17 protein-coding genes are annotated in these 18,816 nt (G+C 35.0%); 10 read left to right on the top strand and 7 right to left on the bottom strand.

Annotated features, from left to right (window positions below; genetic code table 11):
• Positions 1-3: 3 nt before the first annotated feature.
• Positions 4-774, top strand: coding sequence for a UDP-2,3-diacylglucosamine diphosphatase (locus ACFWV9_RS04520; protein ID WP_411894322.1), 771 nt, complete (start codon positions 4-6; stop codon positions 772-774).
• Here ACFWV9_RS04520 and ACFWV9_RS04515 read toward each other — a convergent pair.
• Genes ACFWV9_RS04515 through ACFWV9_RS04505 form a run of 3 tightly spaced genes read right to left on the bottom strand, consistent with a single transcriptional unit; the run spans position 750 to position 4,187 of the window.
• Positions 750-2,027 (bottom strand): MFS transporter, encoded by a 1,278-nt coding sequence (locus ACFWV9_RS04515; protein WP_411894047.1) that lies wholly within the window; start codon positions 2,025-2,027, stop codon positions 750-752. The genes ACFWV9_RS04520 and ACFWV9_RS04515 overlap by 25 nt on opposite strands.
• 3 nt (positions 2,028-2,030) lie before the next feature.
• Entirely contained in the window at positions 2,031-3,722 is a 1,692-nt protein-coding gene (recJ, locus tag ACFWV9_RS04510) for a single-stranded-DNA-specific exonuclease RecJ (protein WP_411894046.1), read from the bottom strand.
• A gap of 18 nt (positions 3,723-3,740) precedes the next feature.
• A complete protein-coding gene (locus ACFWV9_RS04505; RefSeq protein ID WP_411894045.1) occupies positions 3,741-4,187 on the bottom strand; it encodes an OsmC family protein in 447 nt (148 codons plus the stop codon).
• Between the two features lie 142 nt (positions 4,188-4,329).
• Between ACFWV9_RS04505 and ACFWV9_RS04500 the strand changes: the two genes are divergently transcribed.
• On the top strand, positions 4,330-4,932 hold the full coding sequence (locus ACFWV9_RS04500; protein ID WP_411894044.1) for a carboxymuconolactone decarboxylase family protein: 603 nt from the start codon (positions 4,330-4,332) through the stop codon (positions 4,930-4,932).
• 1 nt (position 4,933) lies between these two features.
• Here ACFWV9_RS04500 and ACFWV9_RS04495 read toward each other — a convergent pair whose 3' ends face one another.
• Genes ACFWV9_RS04495 through ACFWV9_RS04480 form a run of 4 tightly spaced genes read right to left on the bottom strand, consistent with a single transcriptional unit; the run spans position 4,934 to position 7,268 of the window.
• Complete coding sequence (locus ACFWV9_RS04495; protein WP_411894043.1) at positions 4,934-5,509, bottom strand: uracil-DNA glycosylase family protein; 576 nt, start codon at positions 5,507-5,509, stop codon at positions 4,934-4,936.
• A complete protein-coding gene (rsmI, locus tag ACFWV9_RS04490) occupies positions 5,509-6,180 on the bottom strand; it encodes a 16S rRNA (cytidine(1402)-2'-O)-methyltransferase (protein WP_411894042.1) in 672 nt (223 codons plus the stop codon). Before rsmI ends, ACFWV9_RS04495 begins: the two co-directional genes overlap by 1 nt.
• Entirely contained in the window at positions 6,180-6,536 is a 357-nt protein-coding gene (locus tag ACFWV9_RS04485) for a DoxX family protein (RefSeq protein WP_411894041.1), read from the bottom strand. The genes rsmI and ACFWV9_RS04485 overlap by 1 nt, the downstream gene beginning before the upstream one ends.
• 3 nt (positions 6,537-6,539) lie before the next feature.
• On the bottom strand, positions 6,540-7,268 hold the full coding sequence (locus ACFWV9_RS04480; RefSeq protein ID WP_411894040.1) for a hypothetical protein: 729 nt from the start codon (positions 7,266-7,268) through the stop codon (positions 6,540-6,542).
• Between the two features lie 168 nt (positions 7,269-7,436).
• On the opposite strand from ACFWV9_RS04480, the gene ACFWV9_RS04475 reads away from it, so the two are divergent.
• The 8 genes from ACFWV9_RS04475 to ACFWV9_RS04440 all read left to right on the top strand — a co-directional run bounded on the left by ACFWV9_RS04475 (position 7,437) and on the right by ACFWV9_RS04440 (position 18,815).
• The gene (locus ACFWV9_RS04475) at positions 7,437-8,084 is read left to right on the top strand and encodes a thymidine kinase (RefSeq protein WP_411894039.1); all 648 of its coding nucleotides are present in this window, start codon (positions 7,437-7,439) and stop codon (positions 8,082-8,084) included.
• Entirely contained in the window at positions 8,077-9,183 is a 1,107-nt protein-coding gene (alr, locus tag ACFWV9_RS04470; protein ID WP_411894321.1) for an alanine racemase, read from the top strand. The genes ACFWV9_RS04475 and alr overlap by 8 nt, the downstream gene beginning before the upstream one ends.
• An 82-nt stretch (positions 9,184-9,265) precedes the next feature.
• Positions 9,266-9,670, top strand: coding sequence for a large conductance mechanosensitive channel protein MscL (gene mscL / locus ACFWV9_RS04465; RefSeq protein WP_411894038.1), 405 nt, complete (start codon positions 9,266-9,268; stop codon positions 9,668-9,670).
• 187 nt (positions 9,671-9,857) lie between these two features.
• Positions 9,858-10,847, top strand: coding sequence for an aspartate-semialdehyde dehydrogenase (locus ACFWV9_RS04460; RefSeq protein ID WP_411894037.1), 990 nt, complete (start codon positions 9,858-9,860; stop codon positions 10,845-10,847).
• A gap of 178 nt (positions 10,848-11,025) precedes the next feature.
• A complete protein-coding gene (locus ACFWV9_RS04455) occupies positions 11,026-13,191 on the top strand; it encodes a prolyl oligopeptidase family serine peptidase (RefSeq protein WP_411894036.1) in 2,166 nt (721 codons plus the stop codon).
• 158 nt (positions 13,192-13,349) lie between these two features.
• Positions 13,350-14,705, top strand: a complete 1,356-nt coding sequence (locus tag ACFWV9_RS04450) for an Ig-like domain-containing protein (RefSeq protein WP_411894035.1) — start codon at positions 13,350-13,352, stop codon at positions 14,703-14,705.
• A 10-nt stretch (positions 14,706-14,715) separates the two neighbouring features.
• Entirely contained in the window at positions 14,716-17,841 is a 3,126-nt protein-coding gene (locus tag ACFWV9_RS04445; protein WP_411894034.1) for an FG-GAP-like repeat-containing protein, read from the top strand.
• A 62-nt stretch (positions 17,842-17,903) separates the two neighbouring features.
• Entirely contained in the window at positions 17,904-18,815 is a 912-nt protein-coding gene (locus tag ACFWV9_RS04440; protein ID WP_411894033.1) for an ABC transporter ATP-binding protein, read from the top strand.
• The last annotated feature ends 1 nt before the right edge of the window (position 18,816 follow it).

The following is an 18,816-nucleotide window of genomic DNA, read 5'->3' as shown; positions in this document are numbered from 1 at the left end:
CACATAGAAATTGCTTCTGGCAAGAAGGTTTATTTTGCTTCAGACAATCATTTGGGCGCTCCAACCAAGGAAGCTTCATTGCCAAGAGAAAAAAAGTTTGTGTCTTGGTTAAATGAAATAAAAAAAGATGCTGCTGCAATTTTTTTAATCGGTGATTTATTTGATTTCTGGTTTGAATATAAAACTGTTGTTCCAAAAGGGTTTACAAGGACCTTTGGTAAATTGGCTGAAATAAGTGATGCTGGTATTCCTATCTATTATTTTGTTGGGAATCATGATTTATGGATGAGTGGCTATTTTGAAGAGGAGCTTGGTATCCCTGTTTTTCACAAACCACATGAATTTCAAATCGGTAATTCTGCATTTTTTATTGGTCATGGTGATGGTCTTGGACCAGGAGACAAAGGCTACAAACGAATGAAAAAAGTGTTTACAAATCCTTTTTTTAAGTGGCTATTTAGATGGTTGCATCCAGATATTGGTGTTAAAATAGCACAATACTTATCGGTAAAGAACAAATTGATATCAGGTGATGATGATGCTAAGTTTTTAGGTGAAGAAAATGAATGGCTTGTAAAATACAGTAAACGAAAACTAGAGGATAAGCATCGCGATTTTTTTGTATTTGGACATAGGCATTTACCGTTAGAAATTGAATTACATGAAAGCTCTAAATATGTCAATCTGGGTGACTGGATACAATACTATACCTACGGCGAATTTGATGGTAAAAACCTGCACCTTAAAACTTATGACGATTTAACATCCTCATAGTGTTCTTCTATATCCTTTTGTAAGTCTAATTCTCGAAGTGGTTTATTTTTAATACCCATTGTTATAACTGTAATTAGGGTCAGCGTACCTCCTAAAACAACAGCCAATGGTGCGCCAAATATTCTAGCTGCTATACCACTCTCCAAAGCACCCAATTCATTAGAAGAACCAACAAACATTGAATTAACAGCACCCACTCTACCACGCATTTCGTCTGGTGTTTTAAGTTGTAAAATGGTCTGTCTTACTACCATTGATATGCCATCAAAAACTCCAGAGAAAAAGAGTGCTAAAACACTTAACCATAAGAACTTTGAAGCACCAAAAATTATCATAAAAACACCAAAACCAAATACTGCAACAAGTAACTTCTTGCCAGTACTTTTAGTAATTGGAATGTAGGTCGTGGCCAACATAGTTATAATACTACCTGAAGATAACGCTGCATTTAATAATCCAAATGCTTTAGGGCCTGCATCTAAAACATCCTTTGCAAATACAGCAAATATAGCAACAGCTCCACCGAATAAAACAGCAATCATATCTAAGGTCAATGCCCCTAAAATAACTTTGTCATTAAAGACAAACTTTAGTCCTGCTTTAAGACTCTCTTTAACAGATTCATTGGTTTTGCTATTTAAAATCGGTTTTCTGTTTATAAAAAAGACCAATAATAGCGCTATTATCACTAATAAAAATATAATGCCAAGTGTATAGTGTACACTAATCCAAGATATTAAAAATCCACCGCATAAAGCACCAAAAACACTTGCGCCTTTCCATGTACTACTGCTCCAAGTTGCCGCATTGGGATACACGTATTTTGGGACGATTAGTGCAATTAACGAGAATATTGTTGGGCCAAAAAAAGCTCTAAGTACACCTCCAAAAAAAATCAATCCATAAATTCCATATAAAATACTACTGGTTTCCCACGAAGATTCAATAGTTTCTGAGGTCAGCCAAAACAATCCAAAGCTTATTAATGAAAAGAGCCCTATACATAGTGCAAATAGATTTCGTTTTTCTTTTTTATCTACAATATGTCCAGCAAAAGGAGCTAGAAAAAAAGCAGGTAAAAATTCACAAAGACCAATAATACCTAAAGATAACGGGTCTTTTGTTAGGGCATAGACTTGCCACTCAATCACCACAAATTGCATAGACCAGCCAAAAACCAATGCAAAACGTAATAATAAAAAAATATTGAATTCTTTATACCGTAAAGCCGCGTAAGGGTCGTTCTTTGCCAAATTTTATTCTTTTATATCTTTTAGTTTCAGTTGTAAACTTGTCGTTCCATTCCAATGGTTTTCATCTATGGTGTAAGCTGCATTGAATATCTTCTTATTCTTAATTATATCTAACTTATTGCCCAGCCCGAAGCCAATACAGACAATGTTTTCAAATCCATTTTGAGTTGCTGTAAATCGCAAATGGCTTTTGTCTTCTCCAACACATTTTCCCCAGCCAGTATCTTTAATGTTCTGAGTCATGAAAACTGGTGTCATATTACCTGGTCCAAACGGAGCAAATTGTTTTAAAATTCGCATTAATCTTTGATCTACCTGATCCAAGTTAATTTCTAAATCAACTTTCAACTCTGGTGTTAATAGTTTTGGATCAATTGTCTCTTTTACGACACTTTCAAATTTTGCTTTGAAGGCGTCATAGTTCTCAGGTAAAAGTGTCAATCCTGCAGCATATTTATGACCACCAAATTGCTCAATATATTCATTACAGGCTTCTAAAGCATTATATACGTCAAAACCTTTCACAGATCTTGCTGATGCTGCAAGTTTGTCACCGCTTTTGGTAAAAACTAAGGTGGGTCTATAAAATGTTTCTGTTAGTCTAGATGCCACTATACCTATAACACCTTTGTGCCAATTCTCATCATAAACTACAGTTGTGAACTTCTCTTCTTTATTATTCTTTTCTATTTGTAACAGTGCTTCTTCAGTAATTCTTTTATCAGCTACTCTTCTGTCAGTATTAAATTGATCTATATCTACTGCATATGCTGCTGCCATATTAAAATCTGTCTCAGTCAGCAATGTTACAGCATGGTTGCCGTGTTTCATTCGTCCTGCCGCATTAATGCGAGGTGCAATAATGAAAACAACATCAATAATGGTTAACTCATCCTTTTTCACTTCAGCTATTATCGCCTTCATACCAGGTCTAGGGTTCGTATTAATTACCTGCAAACCTAAATAAGCCAAAGCCCTATTTTCATCAACAATAGGTACAATATCTGCTCCGATGGCAGTAGCTACCAAATCTAAATATTCAATCAAATCTTCAGGCGTCTGACCTTGATTGGAAGCTAATGCAGAAATCAATTTAAAACCTACACCACAGCCACATAGTTCTTTAAATGGATAATCACAATCATGGCGTTTTGGGTCTAAAACAGCAATTGCGTCGGGTAAAATGTCTCCTGGTCTATGATGATCACAAATAATAAAATCAATGCCCTTTTCTTTGGCATATTGAATTTTTTCAATTGCCTTTATACCGCAATCTAGTACAATAATTAAGCTAAAATCGTTATCATCTGCAAAGTCAATTCCCTTATAAGAAATACCATATCCTTCATCATATCTGTCGGGAATGTATGTTGCAACAGTATCTATTCTTGTTTTTAGATATGAAGACATTAATGCTACTGAAGTTGTGCCGTCTACATCATAATCACCATAAACCAATATGTTTTCACCCTTTGCAATTGCATCTTCTATTCTAGTTACAGCTTTGTCCATATCTTTCATTAAGAACGGATCATGTAAATCATTAAAACTAGGTCTAAAAAACGTTTTTGCATCCTCAAAAGTTTCAATACCACGTTGCAATAATAATTTTGCAACAATATCATCTACATTCAAGGCCTCCTTTAGTAAATCAATCTTGGAAGCTTCTGGTTTTGGTTTTAATGTCCAACGCATAAATTAGAGTAGGTGCTTTTATGGTTTTAAAGTATTTCGTATTGTAGCAATATGATAGACAACCTTGGTTTTTATCTTTGCAAATTGCCTGAACATTTCCATTACACCACAATATTTCTCAACCGATAAATCAACTGCGCGCTGACATTTCTTTTTATTTAAATGAGCACCATAGAAATGATACTCTAACTCAACAGAATGATAATATTTAGGATGCTCATTTGTTAATTCTCCCGAAACTTCAATTTTAAAGTCATCTATTTCTTCGTTCATTTTATTTAGAATAGAAATGACATCTAAAGCAGAGCAACCTGCCAATGAAGATAACATCATTGCTTTAGGTGAGAGGCCAAAGCGTTCTGTTTTACCTTCAATATTAGTATCCATTATCACAGATTTACCACTTGGATTGTCCGATTCAAATGTTAAACCACCTTGCCAATGTGTTGTGATTTTATCAATCATATTTAAAATTTCTAAGTTACAAGTGCTTAAAGTTAATAAGTTCTATTGGTTTAAAAGATTAAAATACGCTAAAGTTAAGTTTGCAACCGAGGTGTACTTTAAGTACATTAGACACCTCAAACTTTAAGTACTTTTAATAACTATGGCACTAGTAACTCCGTTATCTCCAGAACACGATTTAGAAACAAAAAAACTAGCTGAATTCTTTAATGAAACACTCGGTTTTTGTCCTAATTCTGTACTAACCATGCAGCGCAGACCAGCAATTAGTAAAGCTTTTATAAATTTAAATAAAGCGGTTATGGCAAATGATGGTAGGGTAACCTCAGCTCTTAAAAGAATGATTGCTTGGGTGAGCAGTAATTCAACAGGTTGTCGCTATTGCCAGGCACATGCTATTAGGGCTGCAGAACGCTATGGTGCTGAACAGGAACAACTCGACAATATTTGGGAGTATAGAACACATCCTGCATTCTCAGATGCTGAGCGCGCTGCCTTAGACTTTAGCCTAGCTGCTAGTCAAGTACCTAATGCTGTTGATGCAGAAATAAAAGCACGGTTGTATGAGCATTGGGATGAAGGTGAAATTGTAGAAATGCTCGGTGTGATTTCATTGTTTGGTTATCTTAATCGTTGGAACGATTCTATGGGAACTGATATTGAAGAGGGTGCTATTGAAAGTGGTAACCAATATTTGGGGAAACACGGCTTTGAAGTTGGGAAACATGATGGATCTCGTTACTAAGTCAATTATCTAAAATATTGCTTACATTTTTTTGAAGTTCTGGCACCACCAATTCCTCAAACCAGGGATTCTTACTTCTCCAAAATCGGTTAGTTGGTGAAGGATGTGGAATAGGAAAGTATTTTGGATGATAAATTTTATATTCACCAACAGTATCAGTTAACGTTCGTTTCGCTTTTTCTTTTAAATAATACTTTTGTGCGTATGCACCAACTAAAATAATCAACTCCACTTTAGGCATTAAGTCTAATAATTGTTTATGCCACTCTGGAGCACATTCTGGTCGAGGTGGTAAATCACCTGACTTACCTTTACCTGGATAGCAAAATCCCATCGGTATGATTGCAAAGTTTTTGGTGTCGTAAAATTGCTCATCGGTTACATTTAACCATTGTCGTAACTTTTTACCACTTTGATCATCCCAAGGAATACCAGACTCATGAACTTTCGTGCCTGGTGCTTGACCAATAATTACAATTTTAGATTTTGGATGTCCTGTAACTACGGGTCGTGGCCCTAATGGTAGGTGCCGTTTGCAAATTGTGCATTGACTAATGTTATGAAGGAGATCATCCATCACTTCTTCCCTTCTACCACAATGACAATTTCTCCTTTAGGTGGCTTATTGGTGTAGTGCTCAAATACTTCTTTTGCCGTGCCTCTAACTGTTTCTTCATATAGCTTGGTAAGTTCTCGAGAAACTGAAACTAAACGAACCTCTCCAAAGTATTCACAGAAATGACCAAGTGTTTTTACCAATTTATGTGGGCTTTCATAAAAAACCATAGTTCGGGTTTCCTCTGCAAGTACATTAAGTCGTGTTTGACGTCTTTTTTTAACTGGTAAAAACCCTTCAAAGACAAATTTGTCATTGGGTAATCCGCTATTCACCAATGCAGGCACAAATGCTGTGGCTCCTGGTAGGCATTCAACTTCAATATTGTTTTCAACACAAGCTCTGACCAATAGAAACCCTGGATCTGATATAGCAGGTGTGCCAGCATCACTAATTACGGCGATAGACATACCAGATTTTAATTTATCTACTAAACCATTCACTGTTTTATGCTCATTGTGCATATGATGACTCTGCATTGGAGTAGAAATTTCATAATGCTTTAAGAGCTTACCTGATGTCCTTGTGTCTTCAGCTAAAATTAAATCCACTTCCTTTAACACATCAATAGCCCTTAAGGTAATATCCCTTAGATTTCCAATTGGTGTTGGTACCAAATATAATTTACCCATTAATCTCTAATATATTTACCCAAAAAATAAGATGGAAATAATGCTATGAGAGCAAACAATGAAAAACCAATTATGCCATCACCAGCATATTGATGAGCTAAGGTTGCTAAAATCAAATTAAAAAAGAAACCAGCATAAGCCCATTCGGTTAGCCATTTGCTTTGCCTCCACAGAATCATTACAACACCTAATACTTTTACAATAGCAAGTGGAATCACTAGATAGGTTGGGAAATTGAAGTTTTCAAAAAAACCTTTAACCATTTCAGTATTTGTAAAATACATTGATGCGGAATACAACATAATACCACATAGTACGGCAGTTGTGATCCAATACACAATCTGTTTTGTGCGCATAAATTAATTGAATTTACCTTCTACAAGCTCCATAAATCGCCCTTCTATATCATCCTTGCCTTCCCAGTTATTGTAGTCTGGTTTAATAAATTCAACGATTAGTTTCTGAGCTTCATCTAAAGATTTTGTAGTATTTATTTGAGACACTACACGATCGTAATCTTCGCTTTGGCCGTCAAACAAATGCTTTATAAACGCAAGCTTATCATTTAATCCTATTTGAAGATGTTTACCCTTTAATTTATCGTTTAAAGATTTTCGTTTTTGTGCTTCTTCAATAGGCTCAAATTCTGGAATTACCCCAAAATCCGTTGGTATATTTTCAAATTGAATAGTATTTGGAACTTCTTTTGTTTTGGTGTTTCCTAATAACTCATCCGTATCATTGGTTTCTTCTGGCATGTGGGCAACCATGTCTTTAATCTTATTCATAACAGGCTCCATTATACCATCGTCCTCTACCTCATCTAAATTGATATAAACTTTGTTTTCAATCTCTATATTATCACTTACTTTATTATTAAAAGCAGTATCTAACATATCAAAGAATGAAGAATCATTGCCAATGGTTGGCATGTTGTCTTCAAAATTTTCTTGAGCAAACTTAAGCACCGTTAACTTTTCATAAAGTTTTGATACTTCGGCGTGCATTCTATCTACATCTTCTCTTCCTTTAAGCTTCAGAATTCGATGAGCTATGCTTATTAATTCTGATTCTAATTTCTTTTTCATGACTTAATTATTGCGCGTTTTTAAAAGCCGAATGAACCATCTGCTTCTTACTCTTTTAAATTATAAGAATTAAATAGTAGATGTTTCATTTTTGCTTTTGTTTTTTAATATTTTTGATTGACCTTTATACAAACGAATTATTACTGCGTTTAGTGCTAAAATTACGAAATGTTTCTTGAAAAAACGGTAAATCATAAAGAACAATTTGGGTGGATTGAAGTGATTTGTGGGTCGATGTTCTCTGGTAAGACTGAAGAATTAATTCGAAGATTAAAACGCGCCAAATTTGCCCGCCAAAAAGTTGAGATTTTTAAACCTGCTGTGGATGTGCGATATGATGATGACATGGTGGTCTCACACGATTCTAACGAAATTAGATCTACTCCCGTACCAGCAGCCGCTAATATTCCAATATTGGCAGATGGATGTGATGTTGTGGGCATTGATGAAGCTCAATTTTTTGATGATGAAATTGTCCGTGTTTGCAATGATTTAGCAAATAGTGGTATACGAGTTATTGTTGCGGGTTTAGATATGGATTTTAAAGGCAATCCTTTTGGACCAATGCCATATTTAATGGCAACTGCAGAGTATGTAACCAAAGTACATGCCATTTGCACTAAAACTGGTAATTTAGCTCAATACAGTTATAGAAAGGCCAAAAGCGATGACCTGGTATTACTGGGTGAAGTAGATGAATATGAACCTTTGAGTAGAGCGGCATATTACAAAAGTATGTTGAGAGACAAAGTAAGGCAGATGAAAGTTAATGATGCCGAAGAAATTAATTCTAAAGAACAAAAGCCTGATGCCTAAAGCTCAAGAAACTGTTTTAGAAATTAATTTAGGTGCGCTCAGCCATAACTTCTATTATCTTAAATCAAAATTAAATCTAGACACTAAGTTTTTGGCCGTTGTTAAAGCATTTGCTTATGGCAACGATGCAGTTACAACAGCTAAACATTTAGAAGAATTAGGTGTTGATTATTTTGCGGTGGCCTATGTAAAGGAAGGGCTCTTACTAAGAGAAAAAGGTATTAAAACACCTATCTTAGTGTTGCATCCACAACCAGTAAATTTTAAATCTTTAATTGAGCATTGCTTGGAGCCTAGTTTATATAACGCTAAGGTTCTAAATGCCTTTATAAGTGTCGCAGAGAAACAGGCACAAAAAGACTATCCTGTGCACATTAAATTCAACACAGGATTAAACCGATTAGGCTTTTGGGAGAATGATGTAGATTATATAATGTCTAAATTAAATACCACTAAAAGCATCAAAGTAAAGTCTGTTTTTTCTCACTTAGCAGCAAGTGAAGATCTTAACGAAGAATTATTTACAAAAAATCAAATTTCCTCCTTTAAATCAATAGCAGAGAATATTGAAAACAAACTAGGCTACAAACCATGGCTTCACATTTGTAATACATCAGGCTTAATAAACTATCCTGAAGCTCATTTTGATATGGTAAGATGTGGTATAGGGCTTTATGGGTTTGGTAACTCTGCCGAAGAAGACATTAATCTTAGACCTGTTGCCAGCTTAAAATCCATTATCTCACAAATACATAAAATTGAAAAAGACGAAACTGTAGGTTATAACCGCGCATATAAAGCATCAGGTTTTGGAAAAACAGCAACAATCCCAATTGGGCACGCAGATGGGATAGGAAGAATCTATGGTAACGGCAAAGGCTATGTTGTTATAAATAATCAAAAAGCACCTATCATTGGTAATGTGTGTATGGATATGTTAATGGTAGATATTAGCAATATTGAATGTAAGGAAGGTGATGAGGTTATATTCTTTGACTCTAACTACAAGGCATCAGATTTGGCCGAATCTGCTCATACAATTTCGTACGAAATTTTAACGGCCATCTCCAATCGTGTTAAACGACTTTACATAAATTAGTATTTAAATGTTAAAATTAGTGACTTTTTAATTACATTAGTGTCACACTAACATATTAAACTAACTATTAATACACTACATTATGTTAAAAGAATTTAAAGATTTTATTATGACTGGCAACGTGATTGATTTCGCAGTTGCAGTAATCATGGCTGGTGCTTTAGGCGCAGTTATTAACGGGTTTGTTTCAAACATCGCAATGCCATTTATTGGTTATTTTGCTGGAGGAATGAATTTTGAAGACCTTCACTATGCAATGGACGGAAAAGAATATGCGTCTCTTGCGGCTGCTAAAGAAGCGGGTGCTGCAGTAATTGCATATGGTTCATGGATTAACACGATCATCAATTTATTAATTGTTGGATTGGTTATGTTTATGATTGTTAAGGCATACAACAAAACTAAGAAGCCAGCTGAGGCACCAGCTCCAGCAGGACCATCAGAAGTTGATTTATTAACTGAAATTAGAGATGCTTTAAAGAAGTAATTTAAGTTTAGCGACACCGCTACACTACAATTAATAACAAAACCCAGGCTATTAGGCCTGGGTTCTTTTTTACCTGAAATATTAAAATCGCAATTTTACATCCATATTTTTATCACATTTTTATCACTAAAACACCATCTGTTATTAAGGAAATACTATAATTTTGCTGACACTAATATTTTAAAATATGAAAGTAGCTGTTGTCGGTGCAACCGGATTAGTGGGTAATGTAATGCTCAAAGTATTAGAGGAGCGTAATTTCCCTGTTGATGAATTATTGTTGGTAGCCTCAGAACGTTCTGTTGGTAAGAAAATTGACTTTAAAGGAATACCTCATGAGGTCATTAGTATTCCCGCAGCAATTGAAGAAAAACCAGATATCGCTTTATTTTCAGCTGGTGGTGGCACATCATTAGAATGGGCTCCAAAGTTCGCAGAAATTGGCACTACAGTAATTGATAATTCCTCAGCATGGCGAATGGATCGATCTAAAAAATTAATCGTGCCAGAAATTAATGCTAGAGAATTAACAAAGGAAGACAAAATTATAGCCAACCCAAATTGTTCTACAATTCAAATGGTTATGGCATTGGCGCCACTTCACAATAAATACAAAATTAAGCGTGTTGTTGTTTCAACATATCAGTCAGTTTCAGGAACTGGAGTTAAAGCTGTAGAACAGTTAGAAAATGAAATAGTTGGTAAAAAAGGAGATATGGCCTATCATTATCCGATACATAAAAATGCCATTCCTCATTGTGATGTCTTTGAAGAAAATGGCTACACCAAAGAAGAAATGAAGTTGGTTAGGGAAACTCAAAAAATATTAGGTGATAAGACTATTGCAGTTACTGCAACAGCAGTAAGAATTCCAACTGCTGGTGGTCATAGTGAGGCTGTTAATGTTGAGTTTGAAAACGATTTTAATCTTGATGAGGTAAGATCAATATTAAACAATACAGATGGCGTAACTATTCAAGACAATCTTGACGTAAATGTATATCCAATGCCAATGTATGCAAATGGTAAGGATGATGTATTTGTTGGTAGAATAAGGCGTGACACATCACAACCAAACAGTTTAAATCTATGGGTTGTGAGTGATAACTTAAGAAAAGGTGCAGCCACTAATACAGTTCAAATAGCCGAGTACCTGGTAAATAACAATCTTGTATAGCGATCATAATTGCGATAATTTTCTGTGTTTCAATTAATTAATTTGTTAGTTGACACTGTTTTTAAATTGTTCTTCACATTTATTTGATTTTAAAGGAGGCTTTAGCCTTATTGGCTAAAAGTTGAGAATTAGTTATCTTGTGACAATACTTAATTTGTTCTAAATCAAAAACTAAAGAATGAGAAAAATACTTTTATTAATGGTCGCCGTGACTATTTTTGTGTCGTGTAAAAAAGATTCTAAATCATTGAATTCTATCTCAGTAAATTATCCAGAAACTACAAAGGTTGATACGGTAGACTTATACTTTGGAGAACAAGTAGCAGATCCTTATCGCTGGTTAGAAGATGACAGAAGTGAAGAAACTGAAGCCTGGGTTAAAACTCAAAACGAGGCCACATTTGGTTTTTTAGACAACATACCTTATCGAGAGCAATTAAAAGAACGCCTAACAAAATTATGGAACTATGAAAAAATTGGTGCACCATACAATGAAGGTGACTACACGTATTTCTCCAAAAATGATGGTCTTCAAAATCAATCAGTAATTTACAGATATAAAAAAGGCGGTAATCCAGAAACAGCTGAAGTTTTTATTGATCCTAACTTATTTAAAGAAGGCGGTACAATTTCACTTGGTGGTATGAGCTTTTCTAAAAACGGAAAGATCTTGGCTTATGCGATCTCAGAAGGTGGTAGTGACTGGAGAAAGATTCTAGTAATGAATGTGGAATCCAAAGAAATTGTGGAGGACACATTGGTTGATATTAAATTCAGTGGAATGTCTTGGTATAAAAATGAAGGATTTTATTATTCTAGTTATGACAAACCAGTTGGTAGTGAACTTTCTGCCAAAACAGATCAGCATAAAGTATACTATCACAAGCTAGGTACAAAACAGTCTGAAGACCGATTAATCTACGGTGGAACTCCAGAAGAAAAACATCGTTATATCTACGCAGGTGTAACTGAGGATGACAAGTATTTAGTGATAACTCCTAGGGTTTCCACTACTGGAAATAAACTTTATATTAAAGATCTTTCGAAGCCTAATTCTCAATTGATTGAAGTTTTGGGAAACACAGATTCTGACACAAATCTTATAGAAAATGTAGGTTCTAAATTATACCTAATGACAAACCTGAATGCTCCTAACCAAAGGGTTGTTACTGTAGATGCTTCAAATCCTTCACCTGAAAACTGGGTGGATTTTATCCCAGAAACAAAAAACGTATTACGACCTTCTACGGCTGGTGGTTATTTCTTTGCAGTGTACATGATAGATGCGGTCTCAAAGGTCTTTCAGTATAGCTATGATGGAAATCTGGTTAGAGAAGTTATACTACCAGGAGTAGGTTCGGCTGGTGGATTTGGTGCAAAAAGAAAGGAAAAGGAACTGTATTATTCCTTTACAAATTACACCACTCCAGGAAGCATATATAAATACGATATAGAAAATGGTGTTTCTGAATTATTCAGAAAACCAAGTATAGATTTTAATTCTGAAAATTACGAGAGCAAACAAGTCTTCTATACATCAAAAGATGGTACTAAAGTACCAATGATAATTACACATAAAAAAGGCTTAAAACTAAATGGCAAGAACCCAACTATCTTATATGGATATGGTGGTTTTAATATCTCACTTACGCCAAGTTTTAGAATAACAAATGCTGTTTGGATGGAACAAGGCGGTATCTATGCTGTTCCCAATTTGCGCGGTGGTGGTGAGTACGGTAAGGTTTGGCATGATGCAGGCACAAAAATGCAGAAGCAAAATGTGTTTGATGACTTCATTGCTGCTGCGGAATATCTAATTAATAACAAATACACTTCCTCTGAGTATTTAGCAATTAGAGGCGGCTCAAATGGTGGCTTACTCGTTGGCGCTACTATGACACAAAGACCAGATCTGATGTCTGTTGCTTTACCAGCTGTTGGAGTTCTGGATATGCTACGTTATCATACGTTTACTGCTGGTGCTGGCTGGGCATATGATTATGGTACAGCTGAGGAAAGTAAAGAAATGTTTAATTATCTAAAAGGATATTCGCCTGTACATAATGTTAAAGATGGTGTTGAATATCCTGCCACATTGATTACAACCAGTGATCATGACGATAGGGTTGTTCCTGCACATAGTTTTAAATTTGCTGCAGAATTACAAAGCAAGCAGTCAGGTAATGCCCCAACTTTAATCAGAATAGAAACAGATGCTGGCCATGGGGCTGGAACTCCGGTCTCAAAGCAGATTGAACAAGCTGTTGATGTTTTTGGATTTACATTATACAATATGGGTTTTGATGTGTTACCTAGCAAACTGAATGAAAAGATCAAAGGTTAAGTTACCTTTTTACAATAGTCCTTCAGTAGGTGTTTTACTCTACAATAATTCCGAAATCAACGAATTGTCAAAAAAAGACTAGCTTTAGGGACCAAAATTTTGTGTTGAGTACTGAATCCGTAGGTGTTCTTGCTTAATTGCCTCATTAAAATGGTTGGATGAAAAAGAATTTCTTTTATAATTTTTTTATCACGCTTTGTCTGTTGTTGTTTTCATGCGAAACGGATGACAGTGCCGCAATTCTTGAAATTGACACTAATAGCGATTCTGTTGTATTAGCTCAAAATTCACAGATAGAAATATTTATTTTTCAGAATGACCAAAACATACCCAGTTTAGGACAACTTTCATTTTCAAACCCTGAAAAGGGCATAATTATTAGTAATGATAATGGAACTTCAAATGACCCAAGTGATGATAGCTTAATATTTAAAGCCACTCCTAATCTAGTTGGTGAAGATGCTTTTCAGTATACAATCTGTGATAATTCAGAAAATTGTAAGACAGAAAGTGTTTCAATTACAATTACGTCTTCTTCAGTAGTGAATGTGTTTTCCGGCACACCACATCAAACGCTGTCTGCTTATAATTTTTTTGAAAGCGATTTACGAGACTTAAGTCCTTCGTTCGGTGTAATCCCTTATGATTTAATATCACCTCTATTTTCTGATTATGCAAAGAAAAAGCGATTCATTTGGATGCCAAATGGAGTTAAAGCTAATTATGTTGATGATTATTCTCCATTAGATTTTCCAATAGGCACTTTTCTTATAAAAAACTTCTTTTATAATACTATTCAGCCCAACAACACCCAGCGTATTTTAGAAACTAGAATTATGTTTAAAACAGATGAAGGTTGGGATTTTGCTAACTACCTATGGAATGAAGAACAAACCGAGGCATTCTTCAGTAACAATGGAGATCTTGTGGAACTAACTTGGCTTGAGGGCGAGGCTCTTAAATCAACTAATTACAGAATTCCATCAAGAGCAGAGTGTTTTACCTGCCATAATCAATCAGACAGCCCAACACCAATAGGATTAAGACCTCAAAACATAAATAAGAATTACGACTATGATGAAGGAACCGATAATCAATTAAGAAAATTAATTAGTGTTGGTTATTTAGATTCTGATATTCCAGGGAATATTAATACAACGGTTACTTGGGATGATAACTCTAATTCATTAGAAGAAAGAGTACGATCATACTTAGACATTAATTGTGCACATTGCCATTCAGACAATGGCTATTGCAATTATAGACCAATGCGCTTTGCCTATAATTTAACCGATAATCGTGAAAATATTGGAGTTTGTGTAGAACCTGAGACTCAATTCATACCAAATTCAGATATTGTAAAACCTAATGATACCGATCTTTCAATTTTATATTATAGATTAAGCACAACAGATGAATCATTTAGGATGCCATTATTGGGCAGAACAATTAATCATGATGAAGGTGTTGAATTAATTGAAGAATGGATAAACTCACTAACTAATTGCGACTAAGAATATAATTATGAAAAAAATTACATTAATTTTTATTGCTGTATTTATGTTTTGTGCAAGTAATGCACAGGTCTTAAATCAAGCGGCAAGTTGGCCAAATTCCAATTGGTCTATTACTGGAAATTATGATGCAACTTATCTTTATGAAAATCCTACAACAACATCTTCTAATTTCTCCTTTGACGATGACGATGCCACAAGTGGTTCCAACAACGACTTAGCTGCAGAATCACCAGTAATTAATTTAACCAATGCTTTTAATGCTAGTGAAATTTGGATAACCTTAGAAACTGATTATGTTTTCAATGTGTTCCAAACTGAAACATTAACGATACAATATTGGGATGCAGATGCTTCTCAATGGGTTAACTGGGGAGATATATACAGTGTTAGTACTTCTGGTGCTCCAACTTCAAATTATTGCGCCGGAACCTTTACCGGTTTAAATCATCCAATATTAAATATTGCTGCGTTCACAAGTAATCAATTAGCTAACTTTAGATATAGAATTTATTACCAAGACAACACGTCTTGGGGTTATGGTTATTGTTTTACTTCACCAATACTTTATTCTATGGCACCACCAACCTGTCCTGAGCCAATTAATTTAAACGCTATTAATATCACTGAAACTACAGCTGATTTGCAATGGACGGAAAATGGAACGGCTAATTTATGGAATATAGAATGGGGAGCTACTGGTTTTACTTCTGGCACAGGCACAAGTGTTAATGGATTAGCGACAACAAATTATGACTTAACAGGGCTAACGCAAGGTGTGTCATATGACTTTTATGTTCAAGCAGATTGTGGTGGTTCAGATACTTCAAACTTTGTTGGGCCTTATAATTTCATTACTACGGCTCCTGGTGGTTCATGTGTCTCAGCATTAAACCTTCCTGTTGTGACAGATTGTAATGGTGCAACACCAACCACTTTTGATTTTAATGTTGCGGCAGATATTGATGCAAATAATGAAAACCCAACTTGTGACAATGTTGGCAATTTTGGATACTTCATAAATTTTACAGCTCCAACTATAGGGTCGGTTGTTTTTCGTTTTAGTGGTTCTGCTAATAGCATAGGCCTAGAGATTTACGATTCTTGCGGTGGAAATGCGGTTTCAACTTGTACCAATAATAGTTTTGATGCTGGTGACAGTTCAGGTGAAATAACAGGATTAACGCCTGGTAATACATATTATGCAGTTATATGGAGAGATCAGCAAACAGGAGCGGCAGATATCTGTATTGAACAAGGATCTACTTGCCCTTCACCAAGTAACTTAAATGCTTCAAGTGTTACTATTGATTCCGCTACGTTAAATTGGACTGAAAATGGATCTGCATCACTGTGGAACTTAGAATGGGGAACTAACGGGTTTGCATTAGGCTCAGGAAATGCAATTAATGGATTAAATAGTTCTAGTTATAATTTAAATTCTCTAAATCCAGGAACTACTTATGATTTCTATGTAAAGGCAGATTGTGGTAGTGAAACTTCGAATTTTGCCGGTCCTTTTACCTTTACAACACAAGTTCCTTCAAGAATAAATTATAATCCTCAACCAATTACAGTGAGTGGCACCTATGATATGGCAGTAGTAGATATGGACGGTGATTTTTTAGATGATATAGTTACAGTTTCAGCTTCAAATATTAATATCCAGAAACAAAACAGTGATGGTTCATTTACCAATATCAATATTGCTACACCAAACGCGAATTTTTTACCGAGTTGGAGTATTGCCGCGGCAGATTTTGATGCTAATGGTAAAACAGATTTGCTTTATGGTGCTGGGAGTGGTGTTTCGTTTATGCAGGCCAGTAATGATGGTATGAGTTTTACTCAGCAAGCAACAACTCAATATACTTTCTCTCAACGTTCAAATTTCGTAGATATTAATAATGATGGAAATTTAGATGCCTTTGTATGTCATGATGTAGAACCAAACGTTTACTTCATAAATGACGGAACAGGAAACTTGACATTCTATCAGTCAGATGTCACAGTTGGCGCCCCATATTCATTGGGCAATTTTCCTTCTGGAGGTGACTATGGGTCTATTTGGATTGATTACAATAACGACAGAAATATAGATTTGTTTATTGCAAAATGTGGAGGGTCTGAAGAAAGACGTACAAATATGATGTTAACTAACAATGGTAATGATTCATATAGTGAAAATGCGGCCTCAATTGGACTAGCTGACCCAATGCAAACATGGTCATCAGCTTGGGGTGATTTTGATAATGATGGTGATATGGATGTTTTTGTTGGTGCAAGTTCTGGTGATCACAAATTGATGAGGAATAATGGATTTACTGATGACGGCAATCCAAATAATGATTACACATTTACTGATGTAACTATTGGCGCTGGAGTATCAACTGCTCCAACTGGCTGGGAAAGCTCTGCCTTTGATATAGATAATGACGGCTTTTTAGATATAATCGCTAATGGTACGATTTTATATGGAAAAGGTGATTTAACTTTTGAAGATGCAGATCCAAATCAAATTAATTATAAAAATGGTGCCTTTGGCGACTTAAATAATGATGGGTTTATTGATGCATTTTATAACGGAATTAGATACTATAATCAAGGTAATTCTAACAACTGGGTAAAAATTAATACGGTTGGAAACGTAAGTAATATTAATGGTATTGGTGCTCGAGTTGAAATTCATACTCCAAGCGGAGTTCAGATTAGAGATGTGAGAAGTGGTGAAGGTTTTGAATTTATGAGTAGTCTGAACACACATTTTGGATTAGGGTCCCAAACACAGATTGATAATATAATTGTTTATTGGCCTTCTGGTATTATTGATAACATACCAAACCCGACAAGCAATACGACACATAACATTGTTGAAGGGTCTTTTTTAAGTGTTGATGATACAACAATAGACGATTTAGTTATATATCCTAATCCTGTTGATAATGTATTGACAATTGAAACTACAGCTGATCTTACAAATAAACTGGCAACAGTTTTTGATATACATGGTAAAATTGTTTTAAATAAAAGATTAAGTTTAAGTACAATTGATGTTTCTCAGCTAGAAAGTGGCATGTATATTATTAGGCTAGAATCTGATGGAAAAACGTCAAAACACAAGTTTATAAAAAAATAATTGGTACTATTAAAGAAAACCGTTTGAGAAATCAAGCGGTTTTTTTATGGTATTTTTGCAACATGCTTCAAGTAAAAAATGTCTCCTTTGCCTATACCAAAACTAAAGTTTTAGCCAAAATAAGTTTTGATGTTCTAAAAGGTGAAACTCTTGCTGTCATTGGCGAAAGCGGTTCGGGAAAAAGCACCTTGCTAAAGCTTATTTATGGCGAATATGATATAAAGGAAGGTGAGGTTTGGTGGAACAACAAACAAATTCTAGGCCCTGCGTTTAATCTGGTTGTTGGGTATGATTTTATAAAATATGTCACCCAAGAATTTGATCTAATGCCTTACACCACTGTTGAAGAAAATATTGGGAAATACTTATCACGCTTCTATCCTAAACAAAGACAAAAACGCACTGATGAATTACTAAAAGTTGTGGAACTTGATGCTTTTGCAAAAACCAAGGTTAAGAATTTAAGCGGCGGACAAAAGCAACGTGTAGCATTGGCCAGAGCGTTGGCCAAAGAGCCTGAGATTCTATTGTTAGACGAGCCCTTTAGCCATATAGATAACTTCAAAAAACAATCGCTTAGAAGAAGCATATTTAGTTACCTAAGAGAAAAAGGGATTAGTTGCGTTGTTGCTACACACGATAAAAATGATGTTTTAGGTTTTGCACATAAGATGATGGTACTTCATAATAAAGAAATCATTATCAAAGACACACCACAAAAAATTTATAACAACCCAAAATTACCTTTGGTGGCTTCATTCTTCGAAGAATTTTCAGTTGTTGACGATAAAATATATTATGCGCATCAACTTAAGATTGTAGAGCAGTCCAATTTCAAGGCTATTGTAACAACTTCCTATTTCAACGGCAAAGATTGGTTGATTGAAGCCAAGTATAAATCAGAATCAATATTTATAACCCATCTGACTAGTCTTAAAACTGGTGGTACAATTTACTTCGAGATAGACCGATAAA

This window comes from Winogradskyella sp. A2, assembly GCF_046762865.1.
Classification (GTDB): Bacteria; Bacteroidota; Bacteroidia; order Flavobacteriales; family Flavobacteriaceae; genus Winogradskyella.
This window is presented reverse-complemented; position numbering and strand designations above follow the sequence as displayed.

Bases quoted from the DNA above. Each gene is read 5' to 3' on its own strand.
- ACFWV9_RS04495 (WP_411894043.1), bottom strand. From the start codon at position 5,509: ATGGATGATCTCCTTCATAACATTAGTCAATGCACAATTTGCAAACGG.
- ACFWV9_RS04505 (WP_411894045.1), bottom strand. From the start codon at position 4,187: ATGATTGATAAAATCACAACACATTGGCAAGGTGGTTTAACATTTGAA.
- ACFWV9_RS04480 (WP_411894040.1), bottom strand. From the start codon at position 7,268: ATGAAAAAGAAATTAGAATCAGAATTAATAAGCATAGCTCATCGAATT.
- ACFWV9_RS04450 (WP_411894035.1), top strand. From the start codon at position 13,350: ATGAAAAAGAATTTCTTTTATAATTTTTTTATCACGCTTTGTCTGTTG.
- alr (WP_411894321.1), top strand. From the start codon at position 8,077: ATGCCTAAAGCTCAAGAAACTGTTTTAGAAATTAATTTAGGTGCGCTC.
- ACFWV9_RS04460 (WP_411894037.1), top strand. From the start codon at position 9,858: ATGAAAGTAGCTGTTGTCGGTGCAACCGGATTAGTGGGTAATGTAATG.
- ACFWV9_RS04440 (WP_411894033.1), top strand. From the start codon at position 17,904: ATGCTTCAAGTAAAAAATGTCTCCTTTGCCTATACCAAAACTAAAGTT.
- mscL (WP_411894038.1), top strand. From the start codon at position 9,266: ATGTTAAAAGAATTTAAAGATTTTATTATGACTGGCAACGTGATTGAT.
- ACFWV9_RS04445 (WP_411894034.1), top strand. From the start codon at position 14,716: ATGAAAAAAATTACATTAATTTTTATTGCTGTATTTATGTTTTGTGCA.
- ACFWV9_RS04500 (WP_411894044.1), top strand. From the start codon at position 4,330: ATGGCACTAGTAACTCCGTTATCTCCAGAACACGATTTAGAAACAAAA.
- rsmI (WP_411894042.1), bottom strand. From the start codon at position 6,180: ATGGGTAAATTATATTTGGTACCAACACCAATTGGAAATCTAAGGGAT.
- ACFWV9_RS04455 (WP_411894036.1), top strand. From the start codon at position 11,026: ATGAGAAAAATACTTTTATTAATGGTCGCCGTGACTATTTTTGTGTCG.
- ACFWV9_RS04475 (WP_411894039.1), top strand. From the start codon at position 7,437: ATGTTTCTTGAAAAAACGGTAAATCATAAAGAACAATTTGGGTGGATT.
- recJ (WP_411894046.1), bottom strand. From the start codon at position 3,722: ATGCGTTGGACATTAAAACCAAAACCAGAAGCTTCCAAGATTGATTTA.
- ACFWV9_RS04485 (WP_411894041.1), bottom strand. From the start codon at position 6,536: ATGCGCACAAAACAGATTGTGTATTGGATCACAACTGCCGTACTATGT.